This window comes from Kribbella sp. NPDC043289 (genome assembly GCF_056436705.1).
The window spans coordinates 88,306-100,737 of the sequence record NZ_JBWKCB010000012.1 but is presented as its reverse complement, the minus strand read 5'-3'; the positions used below and the strand labels follow the sequence as shown (position 1 = coordinate 100,737).

The following is a 12,432-nucleotide window of genomic DNA, read 5'->3' as shown; positions in this document are numbered from 1 at the left end:
AGCCACCCGCACCGACGAAACCGAGCCCGATCCCCAGGACCTGTGGACAACCGGCGTACGGCAGCTAGCGGTCGGTCGGGCGGCAGATCCCGTTCGCCGCCGCGCTAGCAGCCAGCGCCGCGGCGGCGGGACTGGCCGCTGCTACACCATTCACCTCGGACGACGTTTCGGCAGCGTCCTGTGAGCGGGTTGTGTGCCGCCCGATCGGGACGACCATCGGCGTACCGGCGACCGGGTCCGGCACGACCTTGACCGCCAGCCCGAACACGTCCTGGACCACGTCCTCGGTGATCACCTCCGATGGGTTGCCCTCGGCAACGATCGCGCCGTCCTTCATCGCGATCAGGTGGTCACCGAACCGGCACGCCTGGTTCAGGTCGTGCAGCACCAGCACGATCGTCCGGTCGTCGGACCTGTTCAGGTCGACCAGCAGATCCAGCACCTCGAACTGATGGGTCAGGTCGAGGAACGTCGTCGGCTCGTCGAGCAACAGGATGTCGGTCTCCTGGGCGAGCGCCATCGCGATCCACACCCGCTGCCGCTGGCCGCCGGACAGCTCGTCGATCGGCCGGTCCGCGATCGACAGCACGTCCGTCGAGGTCATCGCCTCCGCGACCGCCATGTCGTCTTCCTTGGACCACTGCCGGATCCACCGCGTCCGTGGGTACCGCCCACGACCGACCAGGTCCGCGACCGTGATCCCCTCCGGCGCCGTCGGCGACTGCGGCAGCAGCCCGAGCTTCGTCGCGACCTCCCGGGTAGGGATCTGCTGGATGCTCTTGCCGTCCAGCAGCACCGACCCGCGCGACGGCTTCAGCAACCGCGCCAGGGTCTTCAGCAGTGTCGACTTGCCACACGCGTTGGCGCCGACGATGACCGTGATCTTCCCGGTCGGGATCCGCACCGACAGGTCGTGGATGATCTCCCGCTGGTCGTATCCGACGGCAAGACCCTCGGCGGCCAGGCTGTGCTCCACAGACTTCTCCTCCATCTCAGCCACCACTCCCGACCCGGTTCGCCCGCGCCAGCAAGAACATCAGGTACGGCGCACCCACCACACCCGTCACCACCCCGACCGGCAGCTGCGTGTCTCCGAACGCGTGCTGTGCGACGAGATCCGACAGCGCCACGACGAGCGCCCCGAGCAACCCGGAGGTGATCATCGCCGGCCCCGGTGACCGGGTCAGCCGCCGCGCGATCGGCGGTGCCACGAACGCCACGAACCCGATCGGCCCGGCCGCCGCCGTCGCCACCGCGGCCAGCAGGACGGCGATCACGATCAGCCCGAGCCGCGACGCCTCCACGCGCAGCCCCAGCCCGTACGCCGTCTCGTCCCCGAGCTGCAGGATCCGCAACTGCTGCACCAGGAACACCATGAACGGCAGTAGTACGACGAACGTGATCGCGAGCGACCGCACGTTCGACCAGTCGCGCCCGTTCAGGCTCCCGGTCATCCAGATCAGCGCCTGCTGCGCGATCTCCACCCGGGCCTTGGTCAGCAGGTACGACGTGATGCTGGTCGCGATCGCCCCGATGCCGATCCCGATCAGGATCAACCGGTAACTCGACACCCCGTGCCGCCAGGCGAGCACGTACATGATGAAAGCGGTCAGCACCGCGCCGACGATCGCCATCCCGGACACCGCGACCCCGGTGAGTCCCAGGGTGACGATCGCGAACACGGCGAACGCGCTGGCGCCGTACGTGACGCCGATGATGTCGGGGCTCGCCAGCGGGTTGCGGGCGATGCTCTGGAAGATCGCGCCGGACAGGCCCAGCGCCGTACCGACCAGCAGACCGGTGAGGGCCCGGGGCAGCCGGAGCCGGTTCACGATGAACTCGGTGGCCTTGTCGCCGCCACCGAACAGGGTCTTGACCACGTCGATCACCGGGATCTTGAAGTCACCCAGCGACAGCGAGACGCAGAAAGTCGCGAACACCACCACCGCGAGAACGATGATGACGACGGCTGTACGGGCCTGCCGCGCCGCGCGGGCGCGCGCGATGACCTGGGCTGCTTCGACGGTCGTCATCAGAGATCGGCCAGCTTCCGGCGGCGTACCAGGGCGATGAAGAACGGTGCGCCCAGGACCGCGGTCACGATGCCGACCTGCAGCTCACCGGGCAGCGCGACGACCCGGCCGATCACGTCCGACCCGAGCAGCAGGATCGGCGCGAGCAGCGCGGAGTACGGAAGGATCCACCGGTAGTCGGGACCGGTCACCAGCCGCGCGACGTGCGGGATGGTCAGGCCGATGAACCCGATCGGGCCGGCCGCCGCAGTCGCCGCGCCACACAGCAGTACGACGACCACCGCGACGAACAACCGGGCCAGTCCGACCCGTTGGCCGAGCGACTTCGCCACCTCGTCACCGAGCGACAGCGCGTTCAGCACCCGTCCGCAGAACAGCGACAGCACGATCCCGACCAGGATGAACGGCGCCACCTGCGCCGCGATGTCCGACCCGCGACCGGCGAACGACCCCACCGACCAGAACCGGAACTGGTCGAAGGTGTCGACGTCACCGATCAGCAGCGCCGTGGTCAGCGACCCGAGCATCGCGGTCAGCGCCGCACCGGCGAGCGCGAGCTTCACCGGCGTCACGCCTTCCCGACCGAGCGACCCGAGGAAGTAGACCGCGACCGACGCCGCGGCCGCACCAAGGAAGGCCAACCAGACGTACGACGTCAGCGTCGACAACCCGAACCAGTAGATGCCCCCGACAACGAACAGTGCGGCGCCGCCGTTGACTCCGAGGATCCCCGGATCGGCGAGCGGATTGCGGGTCACGCCCTGCATCAACGCACCCGACAGCCCGAGGGCCGCGCCGACCAGCAGACCGATCAGCGTCCGCGGCACGCGCAGTGACCGCACGATCACGTGGTCGGTGTTGGCCTCGTTGTAGTGGCGCAGGGCATCGATCACGGTGGGCAACGGGATCTGCTTGGACCCGATCGCGATGCTCAGCAAGCACACCAGGGCCAGCAGGACCACGCAGCCGATCAGTCCTACGACGAGCGTCGTCCGGCGGGCCCGGCGCCGCGGGCGTGCGGGGGCGGACTCGAGATCAGGCGCGGCGGAAGCGACAGTGCTGGGCGGGGGCATTGGACTTTCGGGATCCTCTTAGGTAAGGCTAACCTCTAGACGCCTCAGAGTACCCCGGCCGCCCTCGGGTCCGCATCTGAGTCCCCTGCAGAGTTTATGGAGAAACCTCAGCATGACTACCGTGCTCGAGCGGCCGATCGTTTTCGACTCGCTCCTCGCCACCGTGGCGGCCGTTGAGGACCTGAGCCCGCATCTGCGCCGCGTGACGTTCGTCGCACCGCGGATCGCGGAGTCGGTCACCGCCGGACCGGACCAGCGGATCAAGGTCCTGCTCGCCCCGCCGAACGGCACTGCGATCAGACTGCCCTCCGGACCCGAGTGGTACGCCGACTGGTGCGCGCAGCCGGTCGAAGAGCGGTTCATCATGCGGACCTACACCGTGCGGGCCCTCCGCCCGGAGGTGGCCGAACTGGACGTCGAGTTCGTCCTGCACGGAGTGAACGGACCTGCGTCGGCCTGGGTGAGTGAAGCGAAGCTAGGCGACGAGGTGGGCCTGCTGCTGCCGTTCGCGGTCGACACGACCAGCACGAAGGGCCTGCTGCACTCTGGCGTCGACTACGTCCCGCCGGCGACCAGCGTGCGCCGCGTCCTCGTTGCGGACGAGACGGCGCTCCCAGCACTGGCCGGGATCCTCGAGGAGCTCCCTGCGGCGGTACAGGCCACGGTGTTCATCGCCGTACCGGATGCTGCTGACATCCGGCCGCTCGGAGGCTCTGCTGATGTGACGTGGGTGACCGATGGCTCCGTACTGGATGCGCTGAAGTCAGCCACGCTGCCGTTCGACCCTGACTACGCCTGGGTCGCCGGAGAGTCGTCGATGATCAAAGCGGTACGACGGCACCTGGTGAACGCGGTGGGGATGCCGAAGGCGGCCATCTCGTTCCAGGGGTACTGGAAGCGCGGCGAGGCGCACTGCTGATCCCGGACCAGCAGTGCGCCTGCTGTCACGACGGGTTCTCTGCGTGCGTGAGCGTCTCCCACGCTACGAACAGGTTGTTGGACCCGGCCGGCCGCTTGGACTCGGTCAGCGCCTGGGTGTTCGCCATCGCGATCCCCAAGCGGGTGTGCAGCGCGTTGTAGCCGACCTCGGTGATCGGTCCGAGTCCGCGGTTCACCGAGCCCTTGCACAGCCAGGACGGCACCGGCTCCAGATTGCGTTCCCAGCGCGACTGGAAGCCCAGAGCCTGGCGGAGTCGCTCACCGAACTCGGGGTACATGTCGACGCCCTGGATGCGTGCCGTCTCCAGCACATGTGAGATCGACGAGATGCCGTAGCCGGTGTGGGTGAAGTCGCGGCAGGTCTCCTGGGTCAGACCGGATACGAACGTCCCCTGACCCTGCCAGTAGCTGACGATCTTGTCGCGGGTGTTGAGGTTCTGACTCGGCACCGTCTTCGGCAGCGCACCGTCGGACTCCAGGTACACGTACGCCGGGACGCGCAGGCGGTACAGCGCGATCGCCTTGTCGTACACGGTCTTGTCCTCGAGGAACACACCGATGCCCTGGATCGCCTCGGTCATGCTCAACTCCCAGTTCCCGTTGGAGTTCGAGCCGTTGATGATCTTCGGCAGGTAGACGGTACGGAGCATCGTGGCGAAGCGGCCGGCGTTCGGCCAGTTGCCGTACTTGTACTTGATGATCTCCGCGGCCTTCGGCCACGACGACGCGGCCCACGCGGTCTGCAGCGGGGCGTTGCTGTTGGTGTGGTCGCGGACGGTGGCCGACCACGCGTCCATCAGCTCGATGGACTTCTGTGCGTAGCGGTCGTCACGGGTGAGGTACCAGAGCAGTGCGTCCGTGTACGCCGCGATCGCGTCCTCACGCTCGTCGGTACAGCCGTAGTTCGGGTTCGAGTACGGACCACACTCCACGGTCGCGCGTGGTTTCGGCGTACGGGAGAGCGAGGCGTACGTGCTGTTCTTCGCCTGGTTGAACGCGTTGGTCCAGGGCTGCGCGCCGGCCTGCACCTTGGCGCGTACGAAGTCGAGCTGGGCGGTGCTCATGCCGACGCCAGGATGGGTGAACGTCGCCGGCGCATCGACGGCCGTCGGCGCGTTCGGGGCGGCGACTGCTGGACTGCCGAGTGTCCCGGCAACCAGCGCAGCACATGCTGCGGCCAGGACGAGAGGGTTCTTTCGCATGGGCGGTGTCCTGTCTTCGGGGGCGGTAGGACAACTGCGCGACCCCACTAGCGCAGGGTCTTTGCGAAAGTCTGGACACGGCCGCCGAAGCCCGTCAACAGTTCATCGAGGCTTATTTCACATCGGAACAAAAGTCACTGTTGTCCCAGGTCAGTGGAACAAAGTGAGGATCTTTCCCACGGAGGCTCAGCGCAGCGCGAGCTCGCCCGACCGCACGCCGGCCGCGTCCAGCAGGGCGGCTGCGGTGGCGGCGCCGATGCCGCCGAGCGGCTGCGCACGGACAACCGCCCGCGCACTCGCGCCGTCGAAGATCATCGTCAGCTGGATCGCCAGCGTCGACGGATCCTCCGCGCCGGCCGCGACCAGTTCACGGTGGAAGAAGTCGGTGAGCTGCTGCTTGAAGTGCCGCGCCACCACCGATCCCGGGTGCTCCGGGTTCTTCAGCTCCACCGCCGTACTCACGTACGGGCACCCGAGGTAGTTGCCGTCAGCCACCATCGCGTCCTGCCGCTCGAACACGGTGATGATCCGCTCGCGCGGCGACCGCTCGTCCTCCACCCCCGGCCGCAGCAACGTCTGGTACGACGGCCCGCGGCTCGCCAGGCTCTCCGCGATCAGCTCGTCCTTCGACCGGAACAACTGGTACATGGACTTCTTCGACACCCCGGCCGCCTTGCAGAGCGCGTCCACTCCGATGTTCACGCCGTCGCGGTAGAAGAGCTCGCCCGCGGCGTCCAGAAGCCGCTCACGGGGAGTTGCCGAAGTACTCATGCATCGAGAGTACCGGCTGGATTTGAAATCGGAAACCGATCGGTTTACGGTGATTGGAAACGGATCGGTTTCCATCTCAAGGAGAGTCCCCCATGACTGCACTCGAAGGCGCGGTCGTCCTGGTCACCGGTGGCCAGCGCGGCATCGGCCAGGCGATCGTCGACGACCTGCTGACCCGCGGCGTCGCGAAGGTCTACGCGACCGCCCGCAACCCACGGCCCAGCGACGACCCGCGCGTGGTCCCGCTGCCGCTGGAGATCACCGACCAGGCCTCGATCGACGCGCTGGCGAAGGCCGCGCCGGACGTCACGGTCCTGATCAACAACGCCGGCGCCGGCTCGCCGGACACCTACCTCGACGCCCCGATCGGGGAGATCCGCGCGGTGTTCGACGCGAACTTCTTCGGCCCGCTGCAACTCACCCGGGCCTTCGTCCCGATCATCGAGCGGAACGGCGGCGGCCACATCCTGAACGCCCACTCGGCGCTGTCCTGGATCGCCCGCCACGGCGCGTACTCCGCGACCAAGGCGGCGTTCTGGCTGCAGACCAACGCGATCCGCCTCGAACTGCTCGACCGCGGCATCGGCGTCACCGGCCTGCACATGGGGTACGTCGACACCGACATGACGACCGCGGTGACCGCACCGAAGTCCCGCCCCGAGGACATCGCCAAGGCCGCGCTAGACGGCATCGAGGCCGGCGCGTACGAGGTACTCGCCGACGAGACCGCCCGCGGCGCCAAGGCCGCGACCGCGCTCGACCTGACGGCGGCGTACCCGGAGCTTCGCGGACTCTAGCCACTCACCAACCCCGGGCAACGCCCGCGATGCACGCTCGGCCACGCGTGCGTCGCGGGCGTTGCCCGGGGTTAGTGAGTGCCGGCGGTCCACACGTCGCGGTCGCGGGCGTACTCCATGGCGCCCGCGATCCCGTCGGCGACGTCGGCACCGAGCTCACGCTCGACCACGTGCAGCGCCAGGTCGATCCCGCCCGCCGTGATCAGCGTCCCGTCGTCCACGACCCGGTTCGTCTTCAGGTCGGCGCCGAACGCTTCGAGCTCGGTCCAGGCTCCCCGATTCGTCGTGGCCGGACGGCCTTTCACCAGTCCGGCCTCGGCGAGCAGCATCGAGCCGGTGCAGACCGAGCCGATCCACTGCAGCGACGGCGCGAGCTCGGCGATCCGGGCCGGCATCACTCCACGCCGCGCTTCCGCCCAGGCGCCTTGCTCAGCGCGGTTCATCCAGCCACCACCGGGGACGAAGAGCGCGTCCGGCGACCCGAGACCCTCGGGTGCCTTGAACTGCAACCCGTGCAGACCGGTCACCTCGGCCGGCCCGTCCAGACCCACCAGCGCCAGGTCGAACTCCGGCCGTCGCGCCGCGTGACTCCAGACCTCGAACGGCCCCATCACGTCCATCTCGTCCACACCGTCGAACACCAAGATCTCGATTCGCATACCCCCACCCAACCTGGGCGAGCGAGAGGCAGCCAGTGGCCACAAAGCCGCTGTTCGCCAAGATCTGGCCACGGGACCAACGTGTTGATCAGAAGTCAATACGCAGTACGGCGCGGCGCTTGCCTGGTCGGCTGACCTCTACGAAACCCGCGTCGGCGAACATCGCGAGCGTGCCGACCGAGCCGCCGTCGACGAAGTCCGGGTAGCCCTCGATCGCGCCGGCGCCTTGTCCAGCAGCGAAATCGACGGACGCGCGAGCGAGCGCACTGCCGATCCCTCGTCGCCGATAACCGGCCCGGGTGACGAAGCACGTCACGGCCCAGACTGTCGGGTCGGTCTTGTCCTCGGTGCGGTCGAGCCACGGGATGCGGACGTCGCGGAGCAACCTCGCATGGTCCGCGCGCGGCGCGACGGCGCACCATCCGACAGGCTCGCCGTCGAGGTACGCGACCAGGCCGCTCGTGGCCCGTGCACTTCCGTCGCCGCAGGCCGTCTGGTCCCGGAGCCGGGCGGCGAGTTCCTCGGGACCTTCGGAGGCCCACGACTCCTTGGGCAGCATCCGGAACCGCTGGCACCAGCACCGCGCGGTGTCGCCGCTCGCGCTGAACACCGCCTGCAGGTCCTGCCAAGTCGCCTGGTTGGCCGGAACGATCGTCAACTGCTCGGCGCTGACCGGCTCCCGCGATCCCCGCGGAACGGGTGCCCGTCTGGTCGGCGCCTTCCGCTCGCGAGGCGGTGCGTCGAAGGTGACCCGAACCTCGACAGGGTCGCCCTCGCCCAGTCCCGCGGGCTTACGGACCGCATCCTTCAGCGGAAGCAGGTAGCCGCCGTCCTTCGTCCAGAGCGACGTCTTCCACTCGGTGCCGTCCATCCGGGCACGGATCGGGATCGAGCCCCACCCGTAGTTGGCGGCCGCGGCCGCCTCCCGCAGCGCAAGCCCTTCCTGCTCGGGCACGGCGACGAAATAGTACGGCGCCGGACCGCGCCACTCGACGATCTCACCACCGAACTCGACATCCATGGCCCGATGCTAGAGCCCGCCCCGGACAACTTCTGGAATCACGGCAATACGTCGGTCGCCTTGTGCGTCCGATCGACGCCCTCGACGAAGATCACCACACCGTCGGAGTTCTCGGTGCGCAGCGGCAGGATCTCGCGGTAGTCCGGGGAGTCGTACCAATCCCGGAGGTGGTCGTAGTCGGGGAACTCGATCACGATCGGTGTCCCGTCCCACTCGCCCTCGACCTGTTCCGGCGTCGCGCCGTGCACGATGAAGTGACCGTCGTACGGCGCGAGTGTCTCGTCGATGCGTTCGAGGTACTCGACGATGGCGGCGCCCTTCCGGACGTGGCGTAGGGAGGCGATCGCGTAGGCCTTCGCTGGCTGGTTCATGGGTTCAGCTTCGGCGCTGCGAGGAAGTCCGGCGATTACCTCCGAGGTCATCGCGAGACGTTGGTCTGGTGCCGACGTACCGTAGATGGCATGTCAGTCACAGGGGGACCGCCTTCCACTCGCGAGGAGGAGGTGGAGGAGCGGATCGGCCCGTACCGGTTGATCCGGCGGCTCGGACAGGGTGGCATGGGGGTCGTCTACCTGGCCGAAGGACCCGAGCGCCAGGAGGTCGCGCTGAAGGTACTGCGGCCGCAGGTGGCCCACGACCCGATCGCGCGGGCGCGGTTGCAGCGCGAAGCGACCACACTGCAGAAGGTGAGCCACCCTGGCGTGGCAGGCATCCTCTCTCACGACCTGGAGGGCGAACGGCCCTACCTGGTCACGCGCTTCGTCCCGGGCCGGCCGCTGGACGAGCAGGTGGACGACCGCGGCCCGCTGACCCCTCGCAAGTGGCTGCCGCTCGCCGGCTGCCTGGCCGAGTCGCTGCAGGCGATCCACGCGGCCGGAGTGATCCACCGCGACCTGAAGCCCGGCAACGTGATGATGTGCAACGGCAAGCCGGTGATGATCGACTTCGGCATCGCCCAGGCCGCCGACGACCTGCGACTCACCCAGACCGGCCTGGTGATCGGTACGCCGGGTTACCTCGCGCCTGAGCTCATCGAGGGCGAGATGGTGTCGGAGTCCGCGGACTGGTGGGGCTGGGCGGCCACTGTGGCGTTCGCCGCGACCGGACGGCGCCCGTTCGGCAAGGGACCGTTCGAGGCGGTGCTGGCCCGAGTCCACTCCGGTCAGGCCGACCTGGACGGGCTGGACCCGCGACTGAAGTCACTGCTCGCCGCAGCGCTGGCGCCGAACAAGGCGAACCGTCCGACGCAGGACGAGATCATGACGGGCCTCACCAGGTACTCCGAGGGTCGCGATGCGCTCCCGCCGCGCGAACCCGAGTCCAACGCTGAGTCCGAAGCCGATGGCGCGACCGTGGCCGCCGTACCCCCGACCAGGTTGGTGACGAAGCTCATGCCGACGGAGGCCGCTGCCGCTGGCCCCTCGCCGGCCGAGGTGGCGCAGCTGGTGCCACCGGTGATTCCACCGCTGTCGGCGTTCGCCCCGATGCGGGACAAGATCCGGAACGCAGCGGCGAAGAAGCCAGTCGCGGAGATGCCGCCGCACCCGGCGACGTACAGTCCGGCTCCGAACGCGGCCGCACCGGCTGGGATGCCGTTGCCGTACCAGAGCGGTCCGCCGGCCCCTTACCAACCGCAGTACCCGCAGCCGTATCAGCAGGCTAGTCCGCCGGCGCCGGTACAGCCGTCGCACCCGGTCCAGCCTTCGCCGGCTCAGCCCGTCAAGGCTCCCCCGACTGGCCGCCGTACTGCGGTCATTGTCGGCTTCATGTTCGCGCTGACCGGACTGATCGCGCTGACTCCCCTGATCGGCTCAGCTGTCGCAGTAGTACTGCTGGTCCTCGCTCGGACCGTCGACCGGTCGAGCACCGCCCTGATGCGCCGCCGTCAGGTCCGTGGTCGATCCGGAAAGTCCGACGGCGTCGTGGCCGCGGCGGCCAGCCCGCTGCGGCTCGTCACGTCGGCACTCGTCACGTTGCCCTGCCTGATCCTGCCGCTGCTCACAGCGGTCGTCGTCGGGGGCATCGTCACCGCCGTGGCCGCCACGACGTACGACCTGAACTGGCAGCCACTGTCCGCCGTCGGCTTCGCGAGCGCCGCGCTGACCGCGCTCTTCTGTTGCTGGTGGGGCCCCGGCGGGAGTTCGCTGCGTCGCGGCGCGCACATCGCGGCCCGGAACACCTTCCGTCCGCACTGGCTCTCCGCCCTCGTCGCCGTCGCCCTGCTGGCGATCGGCGGCATCACGTTCTACGAGGCCACGAAGGGCGCCGGAGCGGACTGGGCGCGGACACCGATCCAGACGCCGAACATCCAGCGCCCGACGTTCGGCGACCTGCGGAACGCGCCGTTCATCCGCAACCTCCCCGTCATCGGGAACGGATGACGGGGAGGCCGGACGGCCTCAAAGCTGGACCACTCAGAGCGGGACGACTCAGAGCTGGACGATCTGGCTGCGCTCGGGACCGACGCCGATGGCGGAGATCCGCGCGCCGCTGAGCGACTCGACGGCGCGGACGTAGGTCTGCGCCTCCTTCGGCAGGTCGTCGAAGGAACGGCAGCCGGAGATGTCGTCTGACCAGCCGTCGAACTCCTCGTACACCGGGACTGCGTGGTGGAACTCGGTCTGCGTCATCGGCATCTCGTCGTGCCGGACACCGTGCACGTCGTACGCGACGCAGACCGGGATCTTCTCGCGGCCCGTCAGGGTGTCGACCTTGGTCAGCACGAAGTCGGAGACGCCGTTGACGCGCGCGGCGTACCGGGCGATGACCGAGTCGTACCAGCCACAGCGACGCGGGCGACCGGTGGTCACGCCGAACTCGCCGCCCTGGGTGCGCAGCCACTCGCCGTCGGCGTCCAGCAGCTCGGTCGGGAACGGGCCCTCACCGACGCGGGTGGTGTAAGCCTTCACGACGGCGATCACGCGGTCGATCCGGGTCGGCGGGATGCCGGTGCCGGTGCAAGCGCCGGCCGAGACCGCGTTCGACGAGGTGACGAACGGGTACGTGCCGTGGTCGACGTCGAGCAGCGTGGCCTGACCGGCCTCCATCAGCACGGTCTTGCCGTCGTCCAGGGCCTTGTTCAGCAGCAGGCTGGTGTCCGCGACCATCGGCTTCAGCCGGTCGGCGTACCCGAGCAGTTCGTCGAGGACCTCGCGGATCTCGACCGCCCGCCGGTTGTAGACCTTCACCAGCAGCTGGTTCTTCTGCTCCAGCGCGCCGGTGACCTTCTGCTCGAGGATCTTCTCGTCGTAGAGGTCCTGGACCCGGATCCCGACGCGGTTCATCTTGTCCGCGTACGTCGGTCCGATCCCGCGGCCCGTCGTACCGATCTTCCGGCTGCCGAGGAACCGCTCGGTGACCTTGTCGAGGGTCCGGTTGTACGGCGGGATCACGTGCGCGCTCGCACTGACCACCAGCCGCGACGTGTCCAGCCCGCGCGCCTGCAGCGCCTCGAGCTCCTCGAACAGGACGCTGAGGTCGACCACGACCCCGTTGCCGATCACCGGTGTCACACCCGGTGTGAGGATGCCGCTCGGGAGCAGGTGCAGCGCGTACTTCTCGGACCCGATCACCACCGTGTGGCCGGCGTTGTTACCGCCGTTGAACTTCACCACGTAGTCGATGACCTCGCCCGTGTTGCCGAGCAGATCGGTCGCCTTGCCTTTGCCCTCATCGCCCCACTGGGCGCCGACGAGCACGATTGCGGGCATCTCAGCCCTCCTCTTCACGCGCCGGCCGCAGGGTGATGGCCGTCCTCACACCCCGTAGCTGCCGACGCTGGAAACGGTGAAGCCCGGAGACGTTCACCGGACATTCATCCGGCGGCGCATCCAGGCTCTTGCGACCAAAGCCTACCGGACCTGGCCGCTCACGTTTCGGGCCTGTCCACAATCACTAAGCAGTCGTTTCAACTATCTGTTTCATCAGGTGACGGGTT

At 68.5% G+C, this 12,432-nt stretch carries 12 protein-coding genes; 3 read left to right on the top strand and 9 right to left on the bottom strand.

Annotated features, from left to right (window positions below):
- Positions 1-64: 64 nt before the first annotated feature.
- The 3 genes from AC0662_RS40040 to AC0662_RS40030 are packed head-to-tail and all read right to left on the bottom strand — an operon-like array spanning position 65 to position 3,106.
- The gene (locus AC0662_RS40040) at positions 65-991 is read right to left on the bottom strand and encodes an ABC transporter ATP-binding protein (RefSeq protein ID WP_478307225.1); all 927 of its coding nucleotides are present in this window, start codon (positions 989-991) and stop codon (positions 65-67) included.
- A gap of 1 nt (position 992) precedes the next feature.
- Positions 993-2,033, bottom strand: coding sequence for a FecCD family ABC transporter permease (locus tag AC0662_RS40035; RefSeq protein ID WP_452202303.1), 1,041 nt, complete (start codon positions 2,031-2,033; stop codon positions 993-995).
- Positions 2,033-3,106: a FecCD family ABC transporter permease gene (locus tag AC0662_RS40030; RefSeq protein ID WP_478307222.1), complete on the bottom strand. Its 1,074-nt coding sequence runs from the start codon at positions 3,104-3,106 to the stop codon at positions 2,033-2,035. Before AC0662_RS40030 ends, AC0662_RS40035 begins: the two co-directional genes overlap by 1 nt.
- Before the next feature lie 112 nt (positions 3,107-3,218).
- Here AC0662_RS40030 and AC0662_RS40025 point away from each other — a divergent pair, with 112 nt between their 5' ends.
- Positions 3,219-4,025 (top strand): siderophore-interacting protein, encoded by an 807-nt coding sequence (locus tag AC0662_RS40025; protein WP_478307220.1) that lies wholly within the window; start codon positions 3,219-3,221, stop codon positions 4,023-4,025.
- 25 nt (positions 4,026-4,050) lie between these two features.
- On the opposite strand, the gene AC0662_RS40020 is transcribed toward AC0662_RS40025, so the two are convergent.
- A complete protein-coding gene (locus AC0662_RS40020) occupies positions 4,051-5,247 on the bottom strand; it encodes an alginate lyase family protein (RefSeq protein WP_478307218.1) in 1,197 nt (398 codons plus the stop codon).
- Positions 5,248-5,433: 186 nt separating this feature from the next.
- Entirely contained in the window at positions 5,434-6,018 is a 585-nt protein-coding gene (locus AC0662_RS40015) for a TetR/AcrR family transcriptional regulator (protein WP_452202296.1), read from the bottom strand.
- A 92-nt stretch (positions 6,019-6,110) separates the two neighbouring features.
- On the opposite strand from AC0662_RS40015, the gene AC0662_RS40010 reads away from it, so the two are divergent.
- On the top strand, positions 6,111-6,815 hold the full coding sequence (locus tag AC0662_RS40010) for an SDR family oxidoreductase (protein WP_452202294.1): 705 nt from the start codon (positions 6,111-6,113) through the stop codon (positions 6,813-6,815).
- A 71-nt stretch (positions 6,816-6,886) separates the two neighbouring features.
- Here AC0662_RS40010 and AC0662_RS40005 read toward each other — a convergent pair whose 3' ends face one another.
- From AC0662_RS40005 to AC0662_RS39995, 3 genes are all read right to left on the bottom strand, one after another.
- A complete protein-coding gene (locus tag AC0662_RS40005; RefSeq protein WP_478307216.1) occupies positions 6,887-7,474 on the bottom strand; it encodes a DJ-1/PfpI family protein in 588 nt (195 codons plus the stop codon).
- Positions 7,475-7,562: 88 nt separating this feature from the next.
- Complete coding sequence (locus AC0662_RS40000) at positions 7,563-8,495, bottom strand: GNAT family N-acetyltransferase (RefSeq protein WP_478307214.1); 933 nt, start codon at positions 8,493-8,495, stop codon at positions 7,563-7,565.
- 38 nt (positions 8,496-8,533) lie between these two features.
- The gene (locus tag AC0662_RS39995; protein ID WP_452202288.1) at positions 8,534-8,866 is read right to left on the bottom strand and encodes a DUF1330 domain-containing protein; all 333 of its coding nucleotides are present in this window, start codon (positions 8,864-8,866) and stop codon (positions 8,534-8,536) included.
- A 90-nt stretch (positions 8,867-8,956) separates the two neighbouring features.
- Here AC0662_RS39995 and AC0662_RS39990 point away from each other — a divergent pair, with 90 nt between their 5' ends.
- On the top strand, positions 8,957-10,876 hold the full coding sequence (locus AC0662_RS39990) for a protein kinase domain-containing protein (RefSeq protein WP_478307212.1): 1,920 nt from the start codon (positions 8,957-8,959) through the stop codon (positions 10,874-10,876).
- A 48-nt stretch (positions 10,877-10,924) separates the two neighbouring features.
- Here AC0662_RS39990 and AC0662_RS39985 read toward each other — a convergent pair whose 3' ends face one another.
- Positions 10,925-12,205, bottom strand: a complete 1,281-nt coding sequence (locus AC0662_RS39985) for an adenylosuccinate synthase (protein WP_478307210.1) — start codon at positions 12,203-12,205, stop codon at positions 10,925-10,927.
- Positions 12,206-12,432: the final 227 nt, after the last annotated feature.